A 25,267-nucleotide genomic window follows, 5' to 3' on the forward strand; every position below is an offset into this window, starting at 1 on the left:
ACGCTTCATCAAATTGACGAGTGCTATCCGCAATATCTAGAATTGAATTTTAAGGAATCATTTCCCCCTCCATGCCGCGCCAAAATCCCCTTTCGATATCCCGGCCGGGCTCGCGCCTCGCGCTCGCCGTCGCCCTGACGGCCCTGCAAGCGCTGACCGCCTCGGCCGGCGTCCTGAGCGGACGCGAATTCCAGAACCTGATCGCGGGCGGGCCCGAGGGCACGACCATCGTGTTTCAGGGCGGCACCGACAAGATCTTCTACTCGCCGAGCCTGAAGAACCGGCTGCGCCAGAGCTCTGAGCTCGGCCCCGAATTCCTCAAGCAGAAGATCCTGCAAAGCACCGTGACCGAGGGCACCTTCATCGGCGCGACCATCGAGGGCGGCAAATGGCGCACCATTTCGGGGATCGCCGGCATCGCGACCGACGCCGACAGCGGCCATGGCATTCTGACGCTGCTGCAGACCTTCCCCGAAGACACCAGCATCAAGGCGTTCCAGAAGCGCGACCGGCTCTATGCCGTCGTGATCGTCGAGGACGCGCCGGGCGGCGTCGTGTGCCGCAGATCACAGTGGGAGCATTTGTTCGCGCTTAAGGGTGAACCAAGGCTGACGACGGTGCCGTGCGACTTCACGGTAGGCAACGCGGTGACTCCAACAGCGCCGCGATAAGGGGGACTTTCATGACGACACTGATTCTCGGAGCCCGCCTGGGCCTCCGGCGTAAGGGCGTGCGGATGCTGGCGCTGGTCATGCTGGCGATGCTGGGAGCGCTGGTCCCCGACCGGGACGCGTCCGCATCGGCCGTGCTGAATGCCGCCGCGGCCACCGCGACGTCCGGCCTGTCCGGCTGCAACACCAGCCAGGGCAAGGCGCTCTACAATTGCGTCGCCGACGTGCTCGAGCGCATGGCCAACGACGTCAATTCGGTCAGGGTCGGCGAGACCCAGCGGACACTGCTGACGGCGGCGAGCCAGCTCCGCGCGGCCAGCAGCAAGGCGCAGGCGCTCTCCGCCATCACGCAATGCCAGGCGGCCATTGCCGGCGCGCTGCGGCAGGTGAAGGCCACTCCCGGCGGCAAGATGATGGTACCCGGATGGGGCGACGAAGGGCTGGCTTCCATCGTGGGCGTGCTGGCGAAGGCGGCACGGCTGATCCAGGCCAAGGGATAGAAGGGGCAACGTCATGATTTCTGAAAGCAACATGCTCAAATCGGCTGAGCTCGGAAGACCCGGCCGTCGGCGTGGCTTGATGGCGAACGGCGTGCGCATCATCATGGCGCTGGTGATGCTGCTCGCGGTGCCGCTCGGCACCAACCCGGCCCAGGCCGGCGACGGCGGCACAGGCGCCGCCGGCGCGGTCGGCAGTGCGAGCCTGGAGGCGTGCCGCACGACAAGCGGCAAGGTCCTCTATGACTGCGTTGCGAACGCGCTAGACAAGATGAGCACCACTCTGACGAAATGGGCCCCGCCCGAAGCGCATAGCGCGCTGCAGACCGCGGCCTCGCAATTGCGGGCCGCAAGCAACAAGGCCCAGGCGCTCTCCGCCATCGCGCAATGCCGCTCGGTGTTCGCAGGCCTCGTGAAGCAGGCGACGGCCGCCAAGCAGCAATCTGCCCCCGGCCTCAGCGCCATCGTCGGTGTGCTCAGCAAGGCGGCCGCATTGATCCAGGCGAAGGGATAGGCACGATCGCGAAAAGCGGCGAGCACCGCTCGCCGCTTTTCGCTCAGCCCGCCCAGATCAGCTCCTGCAGCTCTATCAGATCACTCGCCTTCTCCTGCCAGCCCTCGATGCAGACGTGGCTGTTGAGGTCGCTGGCACGGTGCAGCAGCATCAGGGCCATCAGGCGCCGCTTGAGCGCGAAGTCGGGCTTCGCATAGCCAAAGCCTTCGAGCAGGCTGCGCACCCTGCCGGGCCGGCCCGCGGCCATGAAGGTGCCGGGCCCGAGCAGATCGTAGTCGCGCCATCCTGCCAGCACGTCGCCAAAGTCGAACAGGCCTTTGAGCGACCATTGATCGTCGCGGCAGGCGAGCAGGAAGTTTTCAGGAATGTATTCGCCAATCAGGATCACCGGCGGCGCATCCATCGGGATCAGCTCGGCCGCATCGCGCAGGAGATCGTCGAGGCCGGCGAGAAACTTTGGCGCAAGGCCGAGGCGCGTGTGCCGCGCGCGGCACGCCTGCATCTGGGCGCGCATGAATGTGTCCCAGCGCGGCTCGATCTGCGCGAGCGGGCCGAGCGGCGCGCGCTGGACACTTGCGATGGTCTCGCCGATCTGGCGCAGCACGCGCTCCTTCTGGTCCTCCGCCAATGACGGCCAGACCTCCGAGCCGAGCGTGCCTGATAGCCGCGTGATGACGAGATAGGGCCAGCCGTCGCGCGTGCCCTCCGCGACGATCTCGGGGATCGGCAGCGACAGGCGGCCGGCGAGCTGCGTCAGCGAGCCGCGCTCGGAGACGAATTGCGCGCGCAGCAGCGGCGGGAAGATTTTCAGGATCAGATGATCGCCGAGACCGACCACGAGATTGGTGCCGGTCGAGAACACATGCGGCGCGCCGGCATCGAGACCGTGGTCGTGTGCGATATCGAGCGCGATCGGCAGCCATAGCGACGGGTCGGAGCGCCAGGCGCGAAAGCTTTCCGCGTCGGTGAAGTGAGGCAGCTGTTGCGATGGCGTGCTTGTCATTGGCGTATCGAAAGCAGGGTTAGCTTTGGTTGACTCGGTTCAAGCCAAGGAGACGGTGCACCTCTCCCGCTTGTGGGAGAGGTCGACGCGAAGCGTCGGGTGAGGGTTCTTTCCTCTTGGGGAGCATCCCGTTGCGGAGACACCCTCTCCCCAACCCTCCCCCGCAGGCGGGGGAGGGAGCGCACCGCCGTTGCGGCTACAGCTACGCTCATTCCGCTAGCATCGCACCGACGCCGGTTCGATCGATGCAAGCCCAGAACGCGGTGCACCTCTCCCGCTTGCGGGAGAGGTCGGCGCGAAGCGTCGGGTGAGGGTTCTTTCCTCTTGGGGAGTGTCCCTTTGCGGAGACACCCTCTCCCCCAACCCTCTCCCGCAAGCGGGGGAGGGAGCGCACCGTGCTCGCGGCGACAGCTTCGCTCATTCGCAACATGCTACCTGTCCGGACTGGCGCGCTCGAACTGGCGCAGCAGCTTGTTGCCGCGTTCGACCGCGGCATCGAGCGCGGCTTGCGCGTCCTTCTTGCCGGCAAAGGCCTGCTCCAGTTCGTCCTCGATCGCGCCGCGGATCAGCACGAAGGAGCCGAGCCGGATGCCCTTCGAATTCTCCGTCGGCGGATGCAGCGTGATCTCCTCGAACGAGATCGCCGTGCCCGGATTGCGCTCGTAGAAGCCTTGCGCGCGGGTCAACTCGTAAGCGGCGCGGGTGACCGGCAAGTACCCGGTGTTCTGGTGCCAGGCCGCCTGCACGCCGGGCTGCGACAGATAGGCAAAGAACCGCGCCACGCCCTTGTATTCCTCGCGCGGCCGGTCGCGCAGCACCCACAGCGTGGCGCCGCCGATGATCGAATTCTGCGGCGCGTCCTTCACGTCGGGCCAGTACGGCATCATGCCGTAGCCGATATCGAACCTGGAATTCGCCTTGATGTCGGCGCGCGTCGCCGAGGAGCCGATGAAGATGCCGCACTCGCCGTTCTGGAAGCGCGGTTCGGCCGATTGTCCGCGGCCGCCATAGTCGAACAGTTTTGTCTTTTGCCATTCGCTGAGCTGGGCGATGTGCTTCACGACGGCGGGATTGTTGATGGTCAGCTCGGCGTCGAGCCCGGCAAAGCCGTTGGTCCGGGTCGCGAGCGGCAGATTGTGGAAGGCGGAGAAATTCTCGATGTGGATCCAGGACGGCCAGGAGGTGGTGAAGCCGCACGCCGCGCCGCGGTCGCGCAGGCGTTTTGCAGCGGCACCAAGCTCGGGCCAGGTTTTCGGCGGCGTCTCCGGATCGAGCCCGGCGTCGCGGAACATGGTCTTGTTGTAGTAGAGGATCGGCGTCGAGGAATTGAACGGGAACGACAGCAGATTGCCGGCGGCGTCGGTGTAATAGCCGGACACCGCGGGCAGGTAGTCGGCCAGCGAGAACGGCTCTTTCATGTCCCGCATCATGCTGAACACCGGATAGATCGCGCCCTTCGCCGCGGTCATGGTGGCGGTGGCGACCTCGTTGACCTGAACGATCGCGGGCTGGCTGCGCGAGCGAAAGGCGAAGATCGCCGCTGTCACCGTCTCGGTGTAATTGCCCTTGTAAGTGGGCACGACACGGTAATCCGGCTGCGAGGCGTTGAAGTCGGCGGCAAGCTTCTCGAGCTGCTTGCCGAGTTCGCCGGACATGGCGTGCCACCAGACGATGTCGGTGGCGGCACGCACCGGCGCGGCCAATGAGAGGGCCGCCAGGGCGGCGGCGATCCGCAAAAGACGCGATGCTGAAGTCACGATGGCTCTTCCCGTGTCGCGCGGCAAAAGGCGACCCTACCTGCTTAAGGCGCGGCATTTGCGGTTTCAACCGGGAATGCGCCGCGGCTGCGCCGCACAATCGCCCTGCGGGATGGCCTTCCCCCGACCATCTGCTAGATTGCGTTGAACCTTTTGGCTCCGCCATAGACTCCACCACTGAGGGGTTGAGTGTGCCAGTGCTGAACCGTGCCGAACTCTCGCGGACCGGGGTGATCTTCGTTGCGCTTCTGCTCGCGATCTGCGCGACGGGCGCTGCTGCGCGCGAATTCCGCGCCGCCGACACCCAGAGCGAGGACTATCCGACCGTCCAGGCGCTGCGCTACATGGGCGCCCTGATCGCTGAGCGCAGCGGCGGCCGCCACGAGGTCAAGGTGTTCCACTCCCGCCAGCTCGGCGAGGAGAAGGAGACCATCGAGCAGACCCGGGCCGGCGCGATCGATCTCAACCGGACCAATGTGGCGCTGATCGGCAATTTCGTTCCGGCGATGAACGTGCTGGCGATGCCGTTCCTGTTCCGGTCCATCGAGCACATGCAGAAGGTGCTGGACGGGCCGATCGGCAACGAAATCCTGGGCAGTTTCGAGCCCTACGGCTTCGTCGGGCTCGCCTTCTACGATTCCGGAGCGCGGTCGATCTACAACGTCGTCCGTCCGGTCAGGAGTATCGCGGACCTCAGGGGATTGCGGATCCGGGTGCAACAATCGGAGTTGATGAGCCAGATGATCCGCTCGCTCGGCGCCGAACCGGTCGAGCTGCCCTACGGGCAGGTGCTCACCGGACTCACCAACCATCTGATCGACGGCGCCGAAAACAACTGGCCGTCCTTCGTGACCACGGACCATTACAAACATGCCGGCCACTACACACTCACCGAGCACACGATGAGCCCCGAAGTGCTGGTGATCTCGCTGAAGGCCTGGAAAAGCCTCTCAGCCGACGACCAGACCCTCTTCAGGGAGGCCGCGGCCCGCTCCAGCCGGTTCATGCGCGAGAAATGGCGCGACCTCGAGGAGCAGTCGCAGCGCAAGGCGATCGAGGCGGGCGTCACCATCGTCAGGGACATCGACCGCAAGCCGTTCGAGGACGCGATGGCCGCGGTCTACAGCAAGGCGGGGCGCGATCCCGCCGCGGCCGCGCTGATCGAACGCATTCGCAAGGTGGAGTGAGGCTTCGTGATCGCGACCGGACACAGCGAGCACGCAGACAGGCCGCCCGGTCCGATCGGGCGGCTGCGCGCGCGTCTGGTCGGCGTGCTGCGCGCGGTGCCGATCCGCTGGCGCATCCTGTCGATCGCGGCGCTGAATTCCGCCGTGGTCGTGGTGCTGGTGGGGATGATCTGGAACGGCGCGCAGGTGCTGGGCTCGGCCTGGGACGACGTCCGCCAGGTGCGCGAGTCCGACCGGATCCTGGCGTTGCTCGAAAGCGAGACCGGGCGGCTCCAGAACCTGATCCACCGCTACATCAACCAGCCGAGCCCGGACCTGTTCGCCGAGATCCTGCTGCTGCGCGAGGCGGTGCTGGGCACGCTGACCGACCGCGCCGCCAAGGACCCGATGCTGTCAGGGTCGGTCGAGGAGCTGGAGCGCACCACCGACCGCTTCCTCAACGGCTTCGGCGAGCTGCGCACGGTGCAGGCGACCATCGCCAAGACCTATGAGGAGCAGGTGCAGGGCCCGGCCAGGGACATGGCCGGCCTCTATTCCATCATCGAAGGCGCCACCGGCCATCGCGACGCGCTGATCTGGCCCTCGCTCGGAAAATCCCGCGAGGCCTTCACCGCGATGCTGGTCGCAGCCAATTCCTACTATCTGTCGCTGTCGACAGGCGCGGCCGACGATGCACGCCGCAACACCGAGACGATCGAGAAGACCATTCCGGTGATGATCGATCTCGCCGACAACGATCTGCAGCGCATGGCGCTGCAACGGCTCGGAGCCCGCACCATGGCGTTGCGCGAGGGCTTTGCAAAGCTCTCCGAGCAGCTCACGAGCCGGACCGAATTGCTGCGCAACACCATCGACGCCAGCCAGGCCGAGGCGATCGGTGCCATCGACGACCTCTCCATCAAGATGCGCCGGCGCGAGCAGAAGGCGCAGGAGACCTTCGATCGCACGCTGGCCGACATCTCGCGGCGGGTGCTGTCGATTGCGATGATCTTCCTCGGCATCATCCTCGCCGCCGGCGTGCTGATTGCGCTGTCGATCCGGCTGCCGCTTCAGCAGATCATGACGGCGATGCGCGCGATCACGCTCGGCGATCTCGGCCGCGAGGTGCAGGGCACGAAGGCGCGCGACGAGGTCGGCGCCATGGCGCGCGCCGTCGAGGTGTTCCGCGAGAACGCGATCGCGAAGCGCCAGACCGAGGACGAGTTGCGCGCGTCCAAGGAGAAGGCCGAGAGCGCACTGCTCGAGCTCAACACCGCGCAGCAGAATTTGATCGACGCCGAGCGGCTCGCAGCCCTCGGCGGCCTCGTCGCCGGCGTCGCGCACGAGGTCAACAACCCGATCGGCATCAGCCTCACCGTTGCCTCGAGTTTTGCCCGGCGCACCGAGATTTTCGAGGCCCAGCTTAGGGGCGACGGGGGCTTGCGCCGCTCGCAGCTGGAAGAGTTCGTGCAGTCCTCGCGCGATGCCGCGCAGCAGCTCGTCGCCAACCTCCAGCGCGCCGGCGAGCTGATCCAGTCGTTCAAGCAGGTCGCGGTCGACCGCTCCCATGCCGAGCGCCGGCAGTTCTCACTCAGCGAAGCCACCGACCAGATCGTTGCAAGCCTCAGGCCCGTGCTGAAACGCTCGCCGATCACACTTAAGGTCGACGTGCCCGAGGGGTTGCTGCTGGACGGCTATCCCGGCTCCTACGGCCAGATCCTGACCAATCTGTTCCTCAACGCCGCCAACCACGCCTTCGCCGACGGGCGCGCCGGCACCATCACGGTCTCGGCCCGGCCGCGCGGGGCCGAGGACATCGAGATCATCTTTGCCGATGACGGGGCCGGCATGACCCCCGACGTGCAGCGCCAAGCCTTTGACCCATTCTTTACCACCCGGCGCAATGAAGGTGGTACGGGACTTGGGCTGCATATCGTCTATAACCTCGTCACCCAGCAGCTCGGCGGACGCATGATGCTGGAATCCAAGCTGGGACAAGGCACTACTTTTCGGATTATCATGCCCCGCCTCGCCAGGGGCGGCGCGCAAAGCACAGAGATTGACGGGACTTCTCAATGGCCGAACAGGACGATGTCCTCCACCTGATCGACGATACCGGTACCGCGCCGGAGGACCAGAACGCCCGAAAATGGAAGATCGCCGTCATCGACGACGATCCGGCCGTGCATGACGGCACGCGTTTTGCGCTCTCGGACTACAGCCTCAACGGCCAGGGCCTCGAGATCCTCTCCGCCCATTCCGCGGCCGAAGGTCGCAAGCTGATGGCCGCGCACAACGACATCGCCGCCGTGCTGCTCGACGTCATCATGGAGACGGATGTCGCGGGCCTCGAGCTGGTCGAGTTCATCCGCAACGAGCTCAAGAACGAGACCGTACGTATCATCCTGCGCACCGGGCAGCCCGGCCAGGCGCCCGAGCGGCGCGTGATCGTGCAGTACGACATCAACGACTACAAGGCCAAGACCGAGCTCACCGCCGACAAGCTGTTTACCTCGCTGACCGCGGCGCTGCGCTCCTATCAGCAGCTCGAGCGCATGTTGCAGACAAGGCGCGGGCTCGAGATCATCATCGACGCGGCATCGACGCTGTACGACTTCAAGTCGATGCAGCGGCTCGCCGAGGGCGTGCTGACCCAGCTCGCCTCGCTGCTCAATGTCGATTGCGCCGGTATACTGGTCTTGCGCGATAATGGCGGCATCGACCCCGAACTGTCCGTGCTCGCCGGCAGCGGCTGCTACAGCCGCTTCATCGGCACGACCTCGTCGAAGGCGCTCGACCCCGATCTGCGCGCGATGGTGGAGGCCGCCTTCCAGGGCCGCAAGAACGAGTTCGCCGACCATCGCAGCGTGATTTACTTGCGCACCGGCTCCGGCCGCGAGGTCGTGGTGCTGCTCCAGGCCGAGCGCGAGCTGTCCGAGACCGACCGCTCGCTGGTCGAGATCTTCTCCTCAAGGCTCTCGATCGCGTTCGACAACGTCATCCTCTATCAGCAGCTCCAGGACGCCAACACGCAGCTCGAAGACCGCGTCGCCCAGCGCACCCGCGCGCTGATGCAGGCCAACCGCCGCCTCTCCGCACAATGGCTGCGGTTGCAGCGCGCCAACGGCTTCAAGAACGAGATCCTGGGCACCGTCGCCCATGATCTGAAGAACCCGCTCGGCGTCATCCTCGGCCGCACCGAGATGCTGAAGGAGCTGATCTCGACCGGCGCCTCGGAAAGCGGCGTGGTCGCCCAGGTCGACCACATCCGCGACGCCACCAAGCGCCTGACCACGATGGTCGACCATCTGATCTCGGACGCGATGGCCGATGCCTTCGACATCACCATCCGCCGCGAGCCGGTCGACGTCGCCGCCCTGGTCAAGGAGGTCGCCGAGGCCAACCAGCCGCTCGCCGTCAACAAGCAGCAGGCGATCAGCGTGACCGCGCCGGCGAACATCGTCACCATGTGCGACACCGACCGCATCCGCGAGGCGATCGACAACCTCATCAGCAACGCCATCAAATACTCCCCGATCGGCGGCAAGATCGGCGTGGCCGTGGCCCACGAGGGCGGCGAAACCATCGTCCGCGTCAGCGACGAGGGCGCCGGCCTGTCGCCGGAGGACCTCGGCCGCCTGTTCGGCCGGTTCCAGCGGCTGTCGGCCAAACCGACCGCGGGCGAGAGCTCGACGGGGCTTGGGTTGTCCATCGTCAAGCGTATTATCGACATGCATGGCGGCGAGGTGACGGCGGAGAGCGAGGGCCCCGGCAAGGGCTCGACCTTCACCATCACCCTGCCCGCGACAGAACTGCCGTGATTTGAGCACCGATATCTGCAAGATTCCGAAGTGACATGACCCAAAGCCAGCACATCATGATCGTCGACGACGAGGCCCCGGCCCGGGAGATGGTCGGCGATTACCTCAAGATGCACGGCTTCACCGTGACGCTGTGCGACGGTGGCAAGTCGCTGCGCGCCGCGATCGACGGCAGCATGCCCGACCTCGTCGTGCTCGACCTCAACATGCCCGAGGAAGACGGCCTCTCGATCATCCGCGACCTCAAGAGTCGCATCAACGTGCCTGTGATCATGCTCACGGCCACCGCGAGCCCGATCGACCGCGTCGTCGGCCTGGAGCTCGGCGCCGACGATTACGTGGCAAAGCCCTGCGAGCTGCGCGAATTGATGGCGCGTATCCGCTCGGTGCTGCGGCGGAGCGCGCCGGCCAAGGCGGCGGCGCCGGAGGCGGCGGCGAAATCGGACAAGGACCAGCTGGTACGGTTCGGGACGAAGTGGCTCGATCTCGAAGCCCAGGCCCTGCGCGACGACGAGGGCAACGAGCATCCGCTGACCGCGTCCGAGTTCGGGCTGCTGAAAGTGTTCGCGGCCAATCCGAAGCGCGTGCTGTCGCGCGAGCGTCTGCTGGAATTGGCCAATGCGCGCGACGCCGAGGCCTTCGACCGCGCCGTCGACCTCCGCATCATGCGCATCCGCCGCAAGATCGAGCCCGATCCGGCCAAGCCGGCCGTGATCCGCACCATCCGCGGCGGCGGCTATCTGTTCTCGCCGGCGGGCGAGAAGGCCTAGGGGCGGGCGGCAGTGCCGTAGTAGTGCCGTAGGGTGGGCAAAGCGCAGCGTGCCCACGTTCTCTCAATACTTGGTTCGTGGGCACGGCGCTTTGCGCCTTTGCCCACCCTGCGAGACCGCCGTCCAGGCTACGCGCGCCCCGGGACGACGGCGGTAGGTGCCGTGCGACCGAACGCAATCCCCCGAAATACGTTCCCGGCGCTTCCGTCCGGCCCCAAACCTCCACCCCCGTATTTTCCGTACATTGAAATTCCGGGACTTTTTGCCCCGAATGTTTCGTCGCCCCCCATTCGACGAAACAATTTGGCGGCGCACGAAACCATTTTCCCCTTTTCGTGCAGACGTCCCGAAACGTTGGCTCATTAACACTTTGGTCCAAGGAAACGCCGCTCGGTTGCGGCGCTACGGGGAGCCAGGTCAATGCGGAACGTCATCGCCATCAACGCCCAAGCCAGCCAGAGCATCATTGCCGCTCAGGCGACCTCGGACGATATGCTTCTCGAAAGCATTGCCGACGGCAACCGGACGTCGATGCACATCCTCTATTGCAGGCACAATGTGCGGGTTTATCGTTTCATCCTGCGCATCGTGCGCGATGCCACCACGGCGGAAGACCTCGTCAGCCAGGTGTTTCTGGACGTGTGGCGGACCGCCGGCCAGTTCCAGGGCCGCTCGCAGGTCTCGACCTGGCTGCTCTCGATCGCCCGCTTCAAGGCCCTGACCGCGATGCGCCAGCGTCGTTTCGAGGACATCGACCAGGAGGACGTGCGCCAGATTCCCGACGATTGCGACACGCCGGAGACCTCGCTCGACCGCAGCGACACCAGCGCCATCCTGCGCGCCTGCGTGCAGAAGCTGTCACCGGCCCATCGCGAGATCATCACCCTCGTCTACTACCACGAGAAGTCGGTGGAGGAGGTCGGCCAGATCATCGGCATCCCCCAGAGCACGGTGAAGACCCGGATGTTCTACGCCCGCAAGCAATTGGCCGAGTTGCTTAAAGGCGCCGGCGTCGAGCGCTTCGCCGCGTAAATCCAGTAATTTCAATTGGATAGGGCCTAACCTTGGGCCCTGTCCCCGGACACGGAAGTGTTACCGCCGACGAAACAATTGAAACAAAGCACAACATCAGGCGGAAAAACTTCCCTCCTATAAAGCTACATACGGTTTTCGTTAAACCTCCCAAGACCTCCAACGACCCGGCGAGATGCCCCCTCGCCGGGTTGTTTTTATTTTGGGGGGAACCGTGGAAATGGGGCGGACGGCGCTCACCGCAGGCTCCAGCCTCTCCCGCATGCGGGAGAGGCCGACGCACTCGCAGAGTGCGGCGGGTGAGGGTTCTTTCCTCTTGGGGAGTGTCCCGATGCGGGGACACCCTCTCCCCAACCCTCTCCCGCAAGCGGGAGAGGGAGCGCACCGCCTTCGCGGCTGACGCCACCCGTCACGAGCGCGTGACGACGCGTAACGTCCGCCGCCTCCATTCCGAACTGCCCTCGTGACCTCCCTCACGAGTGCCCCGATGCTCGAACTTCTCTTCGCCGTCCTCGCCGGTGTCCTCACCATCGCCGCGCCGTGCACGCTGCCGATGCTGCCGATCCTGCTCGGCGCCTCGATCGGCCGTGCGGGTCATTTGCGGCCTGCGATGATCGCGCTCGGCTTCGTCGTCTCGTTCTCGGCGACCGCGCTGCTGCTCGGCGCCATCACGCGGCTGTTCGACTTCGATCCGAATGTGCTGCGCGAGGCCGCCTCGATCCTCCTGCTCGGCTTCGGCCTGCTGATGCTGTGGCCGGCGCCGTTCGAATGGCTGTCGATCCGGCTCAATGGCTGGCTCGATCTCGGCAATTCCAGCGCCGTGCAGCGCGAGGGCGCGCTCGGCGGGCTCGTGCTCGGCACTACGCTGGGCTTGGTCTGGACGCCCTGCGCCGGTCCGGTGCTGGGCTCGATCCTGACGCTCGTCGCAACCCAGAAGAACGCCGCCTGGGCCGGCACGCTGCTCGTCGCCTACGCCATCGGCTCGGCGATCCCGATGCTGGCGATCGCCTATGGCGGCCAGGCCGCGACCACGCGCGTGCGCAGCCTCGCCCGCATCTCGCCGCGGCTGCAGCAGGGCTTTGGTGTCGTCGTGATCGCTTTCGCGGTCGCCGCCTATTTCCAATACGACACGCTGATCGTGGCGTGGCTCACCGGCTTCTATCCCACCGGCCAGATCGGCCTGTGACTATCTCGCATCTCAACCGGAGGACGTTTTCCATGACTCTCAAGCTGCTCGCCGTCTCCGCCGCCCTGATCGGCATCGCCGTGACAGGCGCCGTCATCCCCGGCATCTGCGACGAGGCCGCGCGCGCAACGCCGGTCGCCACCGCGCCCGCGGTGCCGATCCAGGTCGCTGCCGCAAGCCAGCGGACCGCGCCCGACTTCGCCGGCATCAACAACTGGTTCAACTCGAAGCCGCTGAACATGGCCGACCTCCGCGGCAAGGTCGTGCTGGTCGATTTCTGGACCTATGGCTGCGTCAACTGCGTCAACACGCTGCCGCACGTCACCGACCTCTACGCCAAGTACAAGGACAAGGGCCTCGTCGTGGTCGGCGTGCACACGCCGGAATTCCCGTTCGAGCGCTCGGTCTCGAACGTGCAGGCCGCACTGAAGCGCCACGGCATCACCTATCCGGTCGCGCAGGATAACGATTCGAAGACCTGGAACGCCTACAGCAACCGGTACTGGCCGGCGCAATACATCATCGACCAGACCGGCAAGATCGTGTTCCAGCACGAGGGCGAGGGAAGCTATGGCGAGATCGACCGCACGGTGGCAAAGCTGCTGAATGTCAGCAGCTGAAGCTGCGGCGGAGCGTCCGATGCTGCTTGACTCCACGGACCCGTCCGTGGAGTTTCGCGAGCACCGGAATCAGCCGCCCGCAATGGACGACGCGACCACCAGCACCGACATTCGCCTTCGCGAAGGCTCTTCGATCGCGCAGCGGCTGGTCATGTCCGCCTTTGCGGCGGCCGTGGCGCTGTGCTTCACGCCGGGCCTGTTCACGCACGACACGCTGGAAATCATCATCTCGGTGGTCGCACTGCTCGTGGGCGCCGGGTTCGTCGTCGGCATCATGCTGGCGCCGGCGGTGGTGTGGATCATCACGCCGAACGAGATCCTGATCGGGCGGCAAAGTCCGTTCGGCAAGCTCCGCACGCGGATCGTCGCGAAAGACGACATCGCGGGATTGCAGGTTCCCGGTAGCAAAAGAGTGAAAGCGCGCTTCCAACTCGTCTTCACGCTGGCCTCGGGGGAGCGCCTGACGTCCCCGCCGATCTCCGACGTCACCCATGTTCGTGACACGGTGGCCCGGATCGCCACGCAGTTCGATGTCCCCAATGTCGAGGAACCGGTCAATCCGCTCGATGCCAGCAATCCCGAGATGCATCTCGGCGAGCCGCTCGAGGCGTTTTCGACGCGGGACATCAGGATCGTGTCGCTGATCGCCGTCGCGTTGTCCGCCGTGCCCTACGCCACCAAGCTCTGGCGCGGATGGCCGCCCACGCATGTCGATATCCTGCTGCTGCCGCTTGGCGTGATTGCAGCGTTCGCCGTGCATCGATACGCCAATCTCGTGACCGGCGCGTTCTGGATCATCCGCGAGGGCGATATCCGCGTCGAACGCCTGTGGGGCGACGGCACGCCGCGCGCAGACCATATCGAGGGTCACGACGTCAGGACGATCACGGTCGACCGTCGCGGCCGCTCCGAGGACGAGCACTGCATCGTCACGATCCGGTTGCGGTCCGGGCGACGATTTCGCAGCCCCCGCATCGGCTCACGGGTCGAGGCCCGTGCGGTCGGGACGGAGATCGTCCGGCGGCTCGGGATCGCGGCGGAGAGCAACAAGATCTAGCCGGCAACCAGTGCCCATTGCCGAAGTTGATCTTTCCGCGAGTTCGATCTGAGCCTCTCCCGCTTGCGGGAGAGGCTCAGATCGAAGGCGCGGGTGAGAGCTCGCTCCGCATCGGGAGTCCCATTGCGGAAACACCCCTCTCCCCAACCCTCCCCCGCAAGCGGGGGAGGGAGCGCATCGAGCCAGACGCCACCATCACTGCTTTTCGCGCCATCCCCTGTTTGTGGCATTGCCCGGACTCGTCAAAAAACCATAGGCATTCTCGTGACATACCAGCCGAGCGCGCCATCAACTTGCCATGAACATGCCCCTGAGATTTGATGGCTTTGAATGATTTGCGCTGTGGCAGCGGGGAGAGCTTGAAATGACGGATTTTCGTCGCCTGACGGGGATGTGTGTGGCTGCGATCGGCCTGATCCTGTCGGTGCCCCAGGCCTTCGCCCAGCAGCCCGACCGCGGCGACGAGCCCGGCCTGGTCGCCGACGACGCCTACCAGCTCGAGCCGGAATGGCAGAAGCAGGTGGTCTACTTCCGCACCACCGAAACGCCGGGCACCATCATCATCTCGACCGCCGAGCGGCACCTCTATCTGGTGCAGCCGGGCGGGCGGGCGATCCGCTACGGCATCGGCGTCGGCCGCGACGGCTTCCAGTGGCAGGGGCTGGTGAACATCACCAACAAGAAGGAGTGGCCGGACTGGACGCCGCCGCCGGAGATGATCCAGCGCCAGCCCTATCTGCCGCGCTTCATGGCCGGCGGCCCCGGCAACCCGTTAGGGGCCCGCGCCATGTATCTCGGCACCACCGTCTACCGCATCCACGGCACCAACCGTCCCGATACGATCGGCACCAAGGTGTCCTCGGGCTGCTTCCGTCTGGTCAACAATGACGTCGCCGATCTCTACGATCGCGTCCCTGTCGGCACCAAGGTCGTCATCCGGCAGAAGCCCGAGCTGTAAGACCTAACGTTCGAGCATGGTCGCACCGATCATGCTCGCCCGCCTCCGTCCGAATTCCTTTTCCCGATTTTTCGAGAGAGCAACATGATGCGCACATTCCGAGGCGGCCTGCTGATCGGGCTCGCGGTCGCCGTGCTGGTCGCCGTCCTGGCCATCATCTACGAATTCTACGACACCCGCACTCTGAAGCGCACCGTGCGCCGCGGCGAAGTGCTGTGCGGCGTCAACAAGGGCCTGCCGGGCTTCTCGATTCCGGACGACAAGGGCAACTGGACCGGCTTCGACGTCGATTTCTGCCGCGCTGTCGCGTCGGCGATCTTCAACGATCCGGGCAAGGCGAAGTTCGTTCCGCTCGACGCCGGCGAGCGCTTCAAGGAATTGCAGAGCCGGAAGGTCGACATCCTCTCGCGCAACTCGACCTGGAGCATGGCGCGCGAGCTCGATTACGACCTCTATTTCCCCGCGGTCGCCTATTACGACGGCGCAGGCTTCATGCTGCCGCGCTCGCGCAACAAGGAGACCTCGCTGGACCTGACCGGCAGCAAGGTCTGCGTGCAGGCCGGCACCACCACGCTGCTCAACGTCGCCGACTACTTCAAAGCCAACAACATGAAGTATGAAGAGGTGAAGTTCGACAAGCTGGACGACGTGGTGAAGGCCTACGACACCGGCAAGTGCGACACGCTCTCCGCCGACGTCTCCCAGCTCTACGCGCTCAGGCTGAACCTGTCGAAGCCCGGCGACCACATGATCCTGCCGGACATGATCTCCAAGGAGCCGCTCGCTCCCGTCGTGCGCCAGCGCGACGACGACTGGATGATGATCGTGAAGTGGACGCTCTACGCCATGATCAACGCCGAGGAGCTCGGCGTCACCTCGGAGAACATCGACGAGGCCCTGAAGTCGAAGAAGCCGGAAGTGATGCGCCTCGTCGGCACCGAGGGCAATTACGGCGAGCAGCTCGGCCTCACCAAGGACTGGGTCGTCCGCATCATCCGCAACGTCGGCAATTACGGCGAGATGTACGAGCGCAACATCGGCGAGAAGTCGAAGCTGAAGATCCCGCGCGGCATGAACCAGCTGTGGAACGCGGGCGGCGTGCAGTACGCACCGCCGATGCGGTGACGGCGGTCTCTCCGCCGTCATTGCGAGCTTGAGGCATGCGCCCGCCACTCACTCCGCTGTCATCGCCCGCGAAAGCGGGCGATCCAGTATTCCAGAGGCGGTTGTAGTCAATCGAGAAGCCGCGGCGTACTGGGTCGCCCGGTCTCAAGCCGGGCGACGACACCGGCTATGAGGCGCGTCCCCGCCCCAACGTCGGCTCAATACCCCCGCGCCTTCGCCAGCTGCTCGGTGTGGTAGTTCGCATCCCCGAACAATTCCTCGCACACCCTCGCGCGCTTCATGAAGAAGCCGATGTCGAACTGGTCGGTCATGCCCATGCCGCCATGCATCTGCACGCCCTCCTGCACCGCGCGCGTCGCGGTGGTGCCGGCGCGCGCCTTGGCGACCGCAACGGCTGAGGCGGCCTTGGCGACATCAGCATCCAGCGCCTGAAGCGCCTTCATGGTGGCGGCGCGGGTGATCTCGATGTCGACATAGAGCTCGGCGGCGCGGTGCTGGAGCGCCTGGAATTCGCCGATCAGCTTGCCGAACTGTTTTCTGTTCTTCAGATATTCGACGGTGCGGTTGAACACCTCGTCGCTCAAGCCGACCATCTCGGCGGCGACTGCACCGCGACCGATATCGAGCACGCCGTCGAGCAGCGTGGCGCCTTGATCGACCTCGCCGAGCACGCTGTCGGCTGTGACCTCGACATTGGCAAGCTCGATCCGCGCCGCATTGTGCGCATCGACCATGATGGTGCGCTCGATCGCAACGCCCTTGGCCGCGGGGTTGACCAGGAACAGCGTCAGGCCCTCGCGCTCACCGGCGGCGCCTGCGGTGCGCGCGGCGACGATCAGGAGGTCGGCGACATGGCCGTCGACCACCAGGGCCTTGGCGCCGGAAAGCTTGAAACCGTTGCCGGCGCGCACGGCCTGCAAGCTGGTCTGGAGCGGGCGGTGCTTGGCGCCCTCGTCGATCGCAAGCGTCGCGAGCAGCGAGCCGCTCGCGATCTTCGGCAAGAACTCCGACTTCTGCGTGGCATTGCCGCCGCGGTTCAGCGCCGAGGCCGCGACCACGCTGGTGGCGAGGAACGGCGACGGCATCAAGGTGCGGCCGATCTCTTCCATGATGATGCCGGCTTCCATGAAGCCGAGACCGGAGCCGCCGAACTCCTCCGGCACCAGCAGGCCGGCAAAGCCCATCTCGGCGAAGGAATGCCAAAACTCCTTGGAGAAGCCGGTGGGATCCTTGCTGTCGCGCAAATGGCGCAGATGCGACACCGGCGCCTTGTCGCTGATCAGCCCGCGCGCACTGTCGCGGAGCATCGATTGTTCTTCGGTGAGGACGAGGGCCATGACGGGCTCCGGAAAGGACTGTCGATTGAATTCGGTGGTGAACCTCATGGTGAGGAGGCGCGTGGCGCCGTCTCGAACCATGAGGCTGTGGCCATCCTTCGAGACGCGGCCTTGCGGCCGCTCCTCAGGATGAGGACTGTACCTAGGCCCCGGGCAAATCCAAAATGCGCTTGGCGACGATGCCGAGCATGACCTCGCTCGTGCCGCCCTCGATCGAGTTGGCCTTGGTGCGCAGCCAGGCGCGCGGACGCGCGCCCTGCTTCGAGCGTTCGCTCTCCCATTCCAGCGCGTCGAGGCCGCCGGCCGACATCAGGATCTCGTATCGGCGCTTGTTGAGCTCGGTGCCGTAATATTTCATCGCCGACGAGAACGCCGGGTGCGCCTGGCCGGCCTTGGCGAGATCGACCGCGCGCTCGGCGCAGGCCGCGAGCGCGGCCTCATCGACGTCGAAGGTCGCGATCTTCCCGCGCAGCATGGAATCGTCCAGCTTGCCTTGCCCATCCGTGCCGACGGAGTCGGCCGCGATCTGGCCGAGCGGACGGCCGACGCCGCGCTCGCCCATGCCCGAGATCATCGCGCGCTCGTGCTGGAGCAGATATTTTGCGACGTCCCAGCCGCGGTTGACGGTGCCGACCACATGCGACGTCGGCACACGGACGCCGTCGAAGAAAGTTTCGCAGAACGGCGAGTAGCCCGAGATCAAGAGGATCGGCTTGGTCGAGACGCCCTTCGAGGCCATATCGAACAGGATGAAGCTGATGCCGTCGTGCTTCTTGGCGGCGGGATCGGTGCGGACCAGGCAAAAGATCCAGTCGGCGTAATTGGCGTAGGATGTCCAGATCTTCTGGCCGGTGATGACGAAATCGTCGCCGTCGCTCTCGGCGCGGGTCTGGAGCGAGGCGAGATCGGAGCCGGCGTTCGGCTCGGAATAGCCCTGGCACCAGCGGATCTCGCCGGCCGCGATCTTCGGCAGATGCTCCTTCTTCTGGGCCTCGTTGCCGTATTTCAGCAGCGCCGGCCCGAGCATCCAGATGCCGAAGCTCGACAGCGGCGGACGCGCGCCCATCCTGGCCATTTCGGCGCGCAGCACCTTGTGCTCGGCGGCGCTGAGGCCCCCGCCGCCATATACCCTCGGCCAATCCGGCACGGTCCAGCCCTTGTCGCGCATGCGCTCGAACCAGACGCGCTGCGGCTCCGACGAGAACTTTGCGTTGCGTCCGCCCCAGAACACGTCGGTGTCAGACGTCACGGGCTTGCGCATCTCGGGCGGGCAGTTCGCGTCCAGCCAGGCGCGCGTCTCGTTGCGGAATTGTTCGAGATCGGCGGTCTCAGAATCGCTTATCTTAGCGTCAGCCATTGGTCGTTTCCATCAATCAAGATCGATTTATTGCCGGCGACTCTGGGCCATCGCCCCGTGGAATTCAACCACTTCCGCAGGCCGCGCTCGGCTATAGTCACCGCGACGGCGGTGCCTGAAAACAAAGAGGAAACGACAATGCGCCTGAAGCTTCTTTCGCCTGGCGAAATGAACGAGAGCCAGCGGCAGACCTATGACGAATCGATTGCCGGCAAGCGCGGCAAGCCGCCGGCGCCGATGATGGCCTGGCTGGGCAGCCCCGAGATGGCCCGTCACGCCACGCGGCTCGGCGAAGTGCTGCGCTTCGACACGATCTTCCCCGCCAAGCTTTCGGAGATCGCGATCCTGGTGACGGCGCGGCACTGGACCGCGCATTACGAATGGTTCGCGCACAAGCGCCTCGCGCTTGCCGGCGGCATGGACCCGAAGATCATCGACGCGATCCGCGACCGCCGCACGCCCGAGTTCGACGATCCCAAGGGCAGGATGATCTACGACGTCGCGAAGTCGCTGCATGAGGGCCACGGCGTCGAGAAGGGCCTCTACGACGAGGCCGTGAAGCTGCTCGGCGAGCGCGGCGTCGTCGAGGTGATCGGGCTGTGCGGCTATTACACGCTGGTGTCGATGACGCTGAACACCTTTGAATTCGGGCTGCCGGAGGGCGAGGTGTCGGAGCTGGCATAGTTGCGCATCCGGAAACGCTGGGTTTCGGGATAGGCCAATGGCGCTGTCCCGAGGCCGCGCCTATGTGGAGTTCATCAACGGAGCACCACCATGTCGGAAAACCAAGCCGTCGCCGCCGGCACCAGGATCGGCCACGTTCACCTCAAGGTCGCCGATCTCGATCGCGCGCTGGGCTTTTATTGCGGCGTGCTCGGCTTCGAGCTGATGCAGCGCATGGGCTCGGGCGCGGCCTTCATCTCGGCCGGCGGCTACCATCACCACATCGGGCTCAACACCTGGGAAAGCAAGGGCGGCTCGCCGCCGCCGCCGGGCACGACCGGGCTGTTTCACACCGCGATCCTCTATCCGACGCGCCCGGCGCTGGCGGACGCGCTGCACCGCGTGCTCACGGCCGGCATCGCGCTGGACGGCGCCAGCGACCACGGCGTGTCCGAAGCGCTGTATCTGCGTGATCCCGACCAGAACGGCGTGGAGCTGTATTGGGACAAGCCGAAAGAGCAATGGCCGTTCGGACCGGACGGGAAGCTTTCGATGTTCACGAAGCGGCTGGACGTGGAGGACTTGCTACGGCAACGCGAGTCGTGATGCCGTAGGATGGGCAAAGCGAAGCGTGCCCACCAACTCTTGGTGACTCATTGAGAATTCGTGGGCACGGCGCGGTGCGCCTTTGCCCGCCCTACGAGAGCTTCGCCCGGGGCGTCCCCCGCACCATGATCAGCGCCGCCGCCACCACCTCCAGCGCGATGCAGAGATAGAACGGCAGTGTGTATCCGCCGGACCAATCGCGCAGAAAGCCGACGACACCGGGGCCGAACGCATAAGTCACCTGGTTGATCGCGGTGTTGAGGCTGATCAGCACGCCAAACGCGGCGGAGTCGAATTCCTGCTGCACGATCAGCGACGGCAGCGTGATGAGATTGCCGACAGAGAAGCCGAACACCGCGCAGGCTGCGATCAGCACATAGTCATTGTGCAGGTTGATGACGACGCACAATGCCGCCGCCTGACTCAGGAACGACAGCGCGGAGGCCAGCCGCTGGTTGAGCCGGTCGATCACCAGCGAGAACAGCACGCGGCCGATCACCGCCATCGCCGTCAGCACCGCAACCGCGACGGCGGCACGCTCGCGCCCGATCACGGGATCGAGGAACGAGATCAGGTGCACGATGAAGCCGACCTGGGCGAACAGCACCAGCGCAAACGCAATCGTCACCGTGAGGAAGCCGACATCGCGCAACGCCCAGGCACGGATCTGCGTCGATGATTGCGGCTTCGCCTTCGCTGTCGTCTGCCAGCCGTGAAGATCGGGCGGCCGTCCCACGAGGATGAGGATCACCGGCAGCAGCAGCACCAGCATGGCACCGGCGGCGGCGTACATCGCGCTGGCAAAGCCGATATGGCCGATCAGCGTCACCAGCAGCGGCACGCCGACGATGCCGCCGAAGCTCGCGCCGTTCAGCGCGAGGCTGATCGCCATGCCGCGCTTCTGGTCGAACCACAGGCTGATCGTGTTGGTGATCATGGCGAGGCTGGTGCCGGCCCAGCCGAAGGCGAGCACAGCGTCCGCGAGATAAAGCTGCCAGGGCTCGCGCACCGCGCCGATCGCGACCGCGGCGGCCGACATCGCCAGCGTGCCGGCGATCAGGCTGAGCCGCGGACCATATTTTCGCACGGCTTCGCCGACGAAGACGACGAGCAGCGCGCCGAACAGATAGAAGAACGTGGTGCCGGAGGAGATCAGCGATGCTGGCCAGCCCCGCGCGCGCTGCAGCTCGGCGACATAGACGCTCTGCCCGTAGAAGCCGAGACCCCAGCCGAAAGTGGCGAGCAGGAAGCAAACCGCGACGATGCGCCAGCCTTCGTAGCCGAGCGAAGATTCGTCGATTGGTGCGGTGGGGCGGGGATTGTCGAGCATTTGCGCTTGTCCTTGGTTTCCCCCGCGAGCGCTGTGCTTCACGCTCGCCTGTTCATGACGAGCATCATGTAACAATTCTGCTTCCGAAAATCACTTCGACCGGGATCGAAGTATCAACGTTGCTGACAGCCTCCTGCCAACTTGTGTTGAGCATGATCTTTCCGGAAAACCGCTACACACTTTTCGGGATCGTGCACTAGATCGCATCCGGGAACTCGCCCATCGCCGCGTCCGGCCGCGCCTTGCGGCGGCGGGCCCAGGACGCCAGCGAGAGCACGGCAAGGCCAAGCACCACCGGCGGGAACACCACCAGGTTCACGGCGGACCAGCCGTAATTGGCAAGCAGCTGGCCGGAGGAGAACGAGCCGATCGCCATCATGCCGAACACGAGGAAATCGTTGAAGGCCTGCACCTTGTTGCGCTCCTGCGGCCGGTGCGTCTCCAGCACCAGCGCGGAGGCGCCGATGAAGGAGAAATTCCAGCCGACACCGAGCACGATCAGCGTGGCCCAGAAGTGCATCGCGGTGAGACCGGACAGACCGATGCCGGCGGCGGCCGCCTCCAGCAGCAGGCCGGCGGCGACGATCTTGGGTGCGCCGAAACGCGCGATCAGCGCACCCGTGAAGAAGCTCGGCCCGTACATGGCGACGATGTGCCATTGAATGCCGAAATTGGAATCGGACACGGACAGGCCGCACATCTTCATGGCGAGCGGCGCCGAGGTCATCACCAGATTCATCATGGGATAGGAGATCACGCCGCACAGCGCCGCCGCGATGAAGCGCGGCTGGGTCACGATGTCGAGCAGCGGCCGGCCGCCATGCAGATCGGCCGGCGCGGGTTTTGGCATGTCGACGCCGGCGACGATGCCCATCGCAACCAGGGCGACCGCGGCCTGCACCAGGAAACTGAAGGCGAACAGATAGGGCGACCAGACGTCCATGGTCCATTGCACGAGCTGCGGACCGAGCACTCCGGCGAACACGCCGCCCGCCATCACCCAGGACACGGCCTTGGGCCGATAGGCCGCGCTGGCACCGTCGGCGGCGGCGAAGCGATAGGACTGCGCCACCGCGCCATAGAGGCCGCCGAGGAAGGTCGCAAGGCAGAACAGCGCGAACGAGCCGCGCAGGATCGCGAACGAGCCGAGCAGGCCGGTGAGCGTGCCGAGGCCGGTGCCGATGACGAAGGCGGCGCGGCGGCCGAAACGGCGCGAGATCGCTCCGGTCGGCAAGGTGCCGGCGGCGAGCCCCACCACATACATCGAGATCGGCACCGTCGCGAACGACATGTCGGGCGCAAGCGTGGCGCCGACGATGGCGCCGGTGGCGAAGATCACGGCCGAGTTGGCACCGGTCAGCGCTTGCGCGGCGGCAAGGCGCACCACATTGGCACGCACGCGGGCGTCGGCGGCGATCTCATTGGCTGTCGTCACGTCTAACATCGGCATTTCCGCCCCAAGGGGCTTTCAAGGGGCTGTGTTGATTCCCGGCACTATGGAGGGGCGCGGGAACACGGGCAACCGGCGCAAACGGGCGCGGGCCATGCCCCTGACGCAATCACGCCAATGATACCGGAACGCGCCCTTGACGGCTTGCGTTCGATCAAATCCTATCCGCCGCGTTCTCAGGAGTTTCGTTCATGTCCGTCGACGACCGGCCTACGCTCAGCGCTCCCGACGACGATCCCTGGCTGTGGCTGGAGGAGATCGAGGGCAAGCAGGCGCTCGATTTCGTCGCGCGGCAGAATCAACTGACGCTTCAAGCGTTCGGGGGCAAGGCCTATGAGCGCGACCGCGACATCCTCGCCGCGATCTACGATCGTCCCGACAACATTCCCTATGTCAGCCGGCGCGGAGATGACCTGCACAACCTGTGGAAGGACGCCACCAACCCGCGCGGCCTGTGGCGGCGGACCACACTGGCGGAGTTTCGCAAGGCCGATCCGGCGTGGGAGATCATGCTGGATATCGACCAACTCGCGGCGAGCGAGGGTGAGGACTGGCTGCTGAGCTCGATCACCTCGCTACGAGGGACCTCGCGAGCGATCCTGAGCCTGTCGCGCGGCGGCAGCGATGCCGTGACGTTGCGGGAGTTCGACCTCGACACCAAGAGCTTCGTTGCCGACGGCTTCACGCTGCCGGAAGCCAAGGGCGGCGTCGACTGGCTCGATGCCGACACGCTGCTGCTGTCGAGCGCCCATGGCGAAGGCATGGCGACGAGCTCCGGCTATGCGCGGACCGTTCGCGTATGGCAGCGCGGTCAGCCTGTCGATCAGACCGAAGTGATCACCGAGACCACCGCCGATCACATGGTGATCTATGGCGGCGTCGACGACACTGGACCTGCGCCGCGAGTTTGGATCGTCGATCAGATCGACTTCTTCAATCACGCGATCTCGCTGCGCGACGCGGCCGGTCACACGACGAAGCTCGACCTGCCGACCGGCATCTGGCTGCAAGCGCATGGCGACTGGTTCGCGATGAAGCTGCGCAAGGACTGGACGGTCGAGGGGCGGACCTACGCCACCGACACCGTGCTCGGCATCTCGCTCTCGGCGTTCCTCGCCGGCCGCCGCGATTTTGCGGTGCTATTCGAGCCTGCGCCGCGGCGCGCGCTGCAAGGCCTGTTCTGGGCTGCGGGAAAGCTGGTGCTGTCGATCCTCGACGAGCTCAAACCGCGCTTCGAGATCTGCACGCCGTCCACCACAAGCTGGAGCCGCGAGACGCTTCCCGGCCTGCCTGAGATCGGCGTCGTCGACGTCTGGCCGCTCGATCGCCATCCGTCCGAGAGCAACGGCGACCTGCTCGCCAACGTGCAGGATCCGCTGACGCCGCCGTCGCTGCTGTTGCTCGAGCGCGGTGTCACAAGCCCGACCGTGCTGAAGCAGGCGCCGAAGATTTTCACCGCCGACGGCCTCGTGGTGAGCCAGCACGAGGCGATCTCTGTCGACGGCGAGCGCATTCCCTATGTCCAGACCGGCCCGGCGAACGAGACCGGCGATGCGCCGGTCTACATGAGCGCCTATGGCGGCTTCGCCCATGCGGTGAAGCCGTATTACAATTCCTCGCTCGGCAAGCTGTGGCTGGAGCGCGGCGGCACCATCGTGCAGGCCAATTTGCGCGGCGGCGGCGAGTTCGGCACGCGCTGGCACGATGCCGGACGGCTCGCCGGCAAGAAACTCTCGCATGACGATTTCGCGGCGGTGGCCGCCGATCTCGTCCGCCGCGGCGTGACCAGCGCAAAGCGCATCGCCGCGCAGGGCGGCTCGAACGGCGGCATCCTCATCACCAACATGCTGGTGCGCTACCCTGAGCGATTCGGGGCGCTGTTCTGCACCATCCCGCTGATCGACATGCGCCGCTACACCAAGCTGCTGGCGGGTGCGAGCTGGATCGCGGAATATGGCGATCCTGACAAACCTGAAGAGTGGGACTGGCTGAAAACCTACTCCGCCTATCACAACGTCAAAGCCGGCCAGTCCTATCCGCCGATCCTGATCGCCACCACGCGGCGCGACGACCGCGTCCATCCGGGCCATGCGCGCAAGATGGCGGCCAAGCTCCAGACGATGGGCTACGAGGCCTGGTTCTACGAACCGGAAGCCGGCGGCCATGGCTACGGCAAGGACAACAAGGAGCGCGCCGGCTTCGAGGTGCTGGGCTTCCGGTTCTTGAAAGACAAGATCGGGTGGCGGGACGGCGAGGCGTGACCGCCTCTCGATTTGACCAATGCGAGCCCAGCGGGGCGGTACACCTCTCCCGCTTGCGGGAGAGGTCGCGCCGAAGGCGCGTGTGA

Annotated in this window: 22 protein-coding genes; 16 read left to right on the forward strand and 6 right to left on the reverse strand. The window is 65.5% G+C overall.

The window, feature by feature from the left end; genetic code table 11:
• The first annotated feature begins 71 nt into the window (after nt 1–71).
• The 3 genes from I3J27_RS37855 to I3J27_RS37865 are packed head-to-tail and all read left to right on the forward strand — an operon-like array spanning nt 72 to nt 1,682.
• Entirely contained in the window at nt 72–671 is a 600-nt protein-coding gene (locus tag I3J27_RS37855) for a hypothetical protein (RefSeq protein WP_270163894.1), read from the forward strand.
• 11 nt (nt 672–682) lie between these two features.
• Nucleotides 683–1,171, forward strand: coding sequence for a hypothetical protein (locus I3J27_RS37860; protein ID WP_270163895.1), 489 nt, complete (start codon nt 683–685; stop codon nt 1,169–1,171).
• 13 nt (nt 1,172–1,184) lie between these two features.
• A complete protein-coding gene (locus tag I3J27_RS37865) occupies nt 1,185–1,682 on the forward strand; it encodes a hypothetical protein (RefSeq protein WP_270163896.1) in 498 nt (165 codons plus the stop codon).
• 43 nt (nt 1,683–1,725) lie between these two features.
• On the opposite strand, the gene I3J27_RS37870 is transcribed toward I3J27_RS37865, so the two are convergent.
• Together I3J27_RS37870 and ugpB are read right to left on the reverse strand one after the other, a co-directional pair.
• Nucleotides 1,726–2,685 (reverse strand): aminoglycoside phosphotransferase family protein, encoded by a 960-nt coding sequence (locus I3J27_RS37870; protein WP_270163897.1) that lies wholly within the window; start codon nt 2,683–2,685, stop codon nt 1,726–1,728.
• 431 nt (nt 2,686–3,116) lie between these two features.
• Nucleotides 3,117–4,442: a sn-glycerol-3-phosphate ABC transporter substrate-binding protein UgpB gene (gene ugpB / locus I3J27_RS37875; RefSeq protein WP_370691924.1), complete on the reverse strand. Its 1,326-nt coding sequence runs from the start codon at nt 4,440–4,442 to the stop codon at nt 3,117–3,119.
• A 191-nt stretch (nt 4,443–4,633) separates the two neighbouring features.
• On the opposite strand from ugpB, the gene I3J27_RS37880 reads away from it, so the two are divergent.
• The 10 genes from I3J27_RS37880 (at nt 4,634) to I3J27_RS37925 (ending at nt 16,177) form a co-directional block, all read left to right on the forward strand.
• The gene (locus I3J27_RS37880) at nt 4,634–5,629 is read left to right on the forward strand and encodes a TRAP transporter substrate-binding protein (RefSeq protein ID WP_270163898.1); all 996 of its coding nucleotides are present in this window, start codon (nt 4,634–4,636) and stop codon (nt 5,627–5,629) included.
• Nucleotides 5,630–5,635: 6 nt separating this feature from the next.
• Nucleotides 5,636–7,714, forward strand: a complete 2,079-nt coding sequence (locus I3J27_RS37885) for a sensor histidine kinase (protein ID WP_270163899.1) — start codon at nt 5,636–5,638, stop codon at nt 7,712–7,714.
• A complete protein-coding gene (locus I3J27_RS37890) occupies nt 7,684–9,429 on the forward strand; it encodes an ATP-binding response regulator (RefSeq protein ID WP_270163900.1) in 1,746 nt (581 codons plus the stop codon). The genes I3J27_RS37885 and I3J27_RS37890 overlap by 31 nt, the downstream gene beginning before the upstream one ends.
• A 35-nt stretch (nt 9,430–9,464) precedes the next feature.
• Complete coding sequence (locus I3J27_RS37895) at nt 9,465–10,199, forward strand: response regulator (protein WP_270163901.1); 735 nt, start codon at nt 9,465–9,467, stop codon at nt 10,197–10,199.
• A 420-nt stretch (nt 10,200–10,619) separates the two neighbouring features.
• Nucleotides 10,620–11,231, forward strand: a complete 612-nt coding sequence (locus I3J27_RS37900; RefSeq protein ID WP_270163902.1) for a sigma-70 family RNA polymerase sigma factor — start codon at nt 10,620–10,622, stop codon at nt 11,229–11,231.
• A 487-nt stretch (nt 11,232–11,718) separates the two neighbouring features.
• Entirely contained in the window at nt 11,719–12,417 is a 699-nt protein-coding gene (locus tag I3J27_RS37905; protein ID WP_270163903.1) for a cytochrome c biogenesis CcdA family protein, read from the forward strand.
• Between the two features lie 32 nt (nt 12,418–12,449).
• Nucleotides 12,450–13,037 carry a thioredoxin family protein gene (locus tag I3J27_RS37910; RefSeq protein ID WP_270163904.1) on the forward strand — a complete coding sequence of 196 codons (588 nt, stop codon included), beginning with the start codon at nt 12,450–12,452 and terminating at the stop codon, nt 13,035–13,037.
• A gap of 82 nt (nt 13,038–13,119) precedes the next feature.
• The gene (locus I3J27_RS37915; protein WP_270172985.1) at nt 13,120–14,094 is read left to right on the forward strand and encodes a hypothetical protein; all 975 of its coding nucleotides are present in this window, start codon (nt 13,120–13,122) and stop codon (nt 14,092–14,094) included.
• A gap of 364 nt (nt 14,095–14,458) precedes the next feature.
• Nucleotides 14,459–15,052 (forward strand): L,D-transpeptidase, encoded by a 594-nt coding sequence (locus I3J27_RS37920; protein ID WP_270163905.1) that lies wholly within the window; start codon nt 14,459–14,461, stop codon nt 15,050–15,052.
• Nucleotides 15,053–15,139: 87 nt separating this feature from the next.
• Nucleotides 15,140–16,177 (forward strand): amino acid ABC transporter substrate-binding protein, encoded by a 1,038-nt coding sequence (locus I3J27_RS37925; RefSeq protein ID WP_270172986.1) that lies wholly within the window; start codon nt 15,140–15,142, stop codon nt 16,175–16,177.
• 197 nt (nt 16,178–16,374) lie between these two features.
• Here I3J27_RS37925 and I3J27_RS37930 read toward each other — a convergent pair whose 3' ends face one another.
• Together I3J27_RS37930 and I3J27_RS37935 are read right to left on the reverse strand one after the other, a co-directional pair.
• Entirely contained in the window at nt 16,375–17,514 is a 1,140-nt protein-coding gene (locus tag I3J27_RS37930; protein WP_270163906.1) for an acyl-CoA dehydrogenase family protein, read from the reverse strand.
• A gap of 142 nt (nt 17,515–17,656) precedes the next feature.
• Nucleotides 17,657–18,871 (reverse strand): acyl-CoA dehydrogenase family protein, encoded by a 1,215-nt coding sequence (locus I3J27_RS37935; protein ID WP_270163907.1) that lies wholly within the window; start codon nt 18,869–18,871, stop codon nt 17,657–17,659.
• Nucleotides 18,872–19,009: 138 nt separating this feature from the next.
• Between I3J27_RS37935 and I3J27_RS37940 the strand changes: the two genes are divergently transcribed.
• Both I3J27_RS37940 and I3J27_RS37945 read left to right on the forward strand, forming a co-directional pair.
• A complete protein-coding gene (locus I3J27_RS37940; protein ID WP_270163908.1) occupies nt 19,010–19,555 on the forward strand; it encodes a carboxymuconolactone decarboxylase family protein in 546 nt (181 codons plus the stop codon).
• Nucleotides 19,556–19,645: 90 nt separating this feature from the next.
• Entirely contained in the window at nt 19,646–20,140 is a 495-nt protein-coding gene (locus I3J27_RS37945) for a VOC family protein (RefSeq protein WP_270163909.1), read from the forward strand.
• Between the two features lie 91 nt (nt 20,141–20,231).
• Here the strand turns inward: I3J27_RS37945 and I3J27_RS37950 are convergent, their stop codons facing one another.
• Both I3J27_RS37950 and I3J27_RS37955 read right to left on the reverse strand, forming a co-directional pair.
• Nucleotides 20,232–21,470, reverse strand: a complete 1,239-nt coding sequence (locus tag I3J27_RS37950; protein ID WP_270163910.1) for an MFS transporter — start codon at nt 21,468–21,470, stop codon at nt 20,232–20,234.
• A gap of 196 nt (nt 21,471–21,666) precedes the next feature.
• Nucleotides 21,667–22,914 carry an MFS transporter gene (locus I3J27_RS37955; protein WP_270163911.1) on the reverse strand — a complete coding sequence of 416 codons (1,248 nt, stop codon included), beginning with the start codon at nt 22,912–22,914 and terminating at the stop codon, nt 21,667–21,669.
• 197 nt (nt 22,915–23,111) lie between these two features.
• Here I3J27_RS37955 and I3J27_RS37960 point away from each other — a divergent pair, with 197 nt between their 5' ends.
• A complete protein-coding gene (locus tag I3J27_RS37960; protein ID WP_270163912.1) occupies nt 23,112–25,181 on the forward strand; it encodes a prolyl oligopeptidase family serine peptidase in 2,070 nt (689 codons plus the stop codon).
• Nucleotides 25,182–25,267 lie beyond the last annotated feature (86 nt).

Source organism: Bradyrhizobium xenonodulans, assembly GCF_027594865.1.
In the GTDB taxonomy this organism is placed as follows: domain Bacteria; phylum Pseudomonadota; class Alphaproteobacteria; order Rhizobiales; family Xanthobacteraceae; genus Bradyrhizobium; species Bradyrhizobium xenonodulans.

What these genes read in the sequence shown, in the direction of transcription:
- I3J27_RS37855 (WP_270163894.1), top strand. Translation starts at nt 72, where the DNA reads ATGCCGCGCCAAAATCCCCTTTCGATATCCCGGCCGGGCTCGCGCCTC.
- I3J27_RS37860 (WP_270163895.1), top strand. Translation starts at nt 683, where the DNA reads ATGACGACACTGATTCTCGGAGCCCGCCTGGGCCTCCGGCGTAAGGGC.
- I3J27_RS37865 (WP_270163896.1), top strand. Translation starts at nt 1,185, where the DNA reads ATGATTTCTGAAAGCAACATGCTCAAATCGGCTGAGCTCGGAAGACCC.
- I3J27_RS37870 (WP_270163897.1), bottom strand. Translation starts at nt 2,685, where the DNA reads ATGACAAGCACGCCATCGCAACAGCTGCCTCACTTCACCGACGCGGAA.
- I3J27_RS37890 (WP_270163900.1), top strand. Translation starts at nt 7,684, where the DNA reads ATGGCCGAACAGGACGATGTCCTCCACCTGATCGACGATACCGGTACC.
- I3J27_RS37895 (WP_270163901.1), top strand. Translation starts at nt 9,465, where the DNA reads ATGACCCAAAGCCAGCACATCATGATCGTCGACGACGAGGCCCCGGCC.
- I3J27_RS37900 (WP_270163902.1), top strand. Translation starts at nt 10,620, where the DNA reads ATGCGGAACGTCATCGCCATCAACGCCCAAGCCAGCCAGAGCATCATT.
- I3J27_RS37905 (WP_270163903.1), top strand. Translation starts at nt 11,719, where the DNA reads ATGCTCGAACTTCTCTTCGCCGTCCTCGCCGGTGTCCTCACCATCGCC.
- I3J27_RS37910 (WP_270163904.1), top strand. Translation starts at nt 12,450, where the DNA reads ATGACTCTCAAGCTGCTCGCCGTCTCCGCCGCCCTGATCGGCATCGCC.
- I3J27_RS37915 (WP_270172985.1), top strand. Translation starts at nt 13,120, where the DNA reads ATGGACGACGCGACCACCAGCACCGACATTCGCCTTCGCGAAGGCTCT.
- I3J27_RS37920 (WP_270163905.1), top strand. Translation starts at nt 14,459, where the DNA reads ATGACGGATTTTCGTCGCCTGACGGGGATGTGTGTGGCTGCGATCGGC.
- I3J27_RS37925 (WP_270172986.1), top strand. Translation starts at nt 15,140, where the DNA reads ATGCGCACATTCCGAGGCGGCCTGCTGATCGGGCTCGCGGTCGCCGTG.
- I3J27_RS37930 (WP_270163906.1), bottom strand. Translation starts at nt 17,514, where the DNA reads ATGGCCCTCGTCCTCACCGAAGAACAATCGATGCTCCGCGACAGTGCG.
- I3J27_RS37935 (WP_270163907.1), bottom strand. Translation starts at nt 18,871, where the DNA reads ATGGCTGACGCTAAGATAAGCGATTCTGAGACCGCCGATCTCGAACAA.
- I3J27_RS37940 (WP_270163908.1), top strand. Translation starts at nt 19,010, where the DNA reads ATGCGCCTGAAGCTTCTTTCGCCTGGCGAAATGAACGAGAGCCAGCGG.
- I3J27_RS37945 (WP_270163909.1), top strand. Translation starts at nt 19,646, where the DNA reads ATGTCGGAAAACCAAGCCGTCGCCGCCGGCACCAGGATCGGCCACGTT.
- I3J27_RS37950 (WP_270163910.1), bottom strand. Translation starts at nt 21,470, where the DNA reads ATGCTCGACAATCCCCGCCCCACCGCACCAATCGACGAATCTTCGCTC.
- I3J27_RS37955 (WP_270163911.1), bottom strand. Translation starts at nt 22,914, where the DNA reads ATGTTAGACGTGACGACAGCCAATGAGATCGCCGCCGACGCCCGCGTG.
- I3J27_RS37960 (WP_270163912.1), top strand. Translation starts at nt 23,112, where the DNA reads ATGTCCGTCGACGACCGGCCTACGCTCAGCGCTCCCGACGACGATCCC.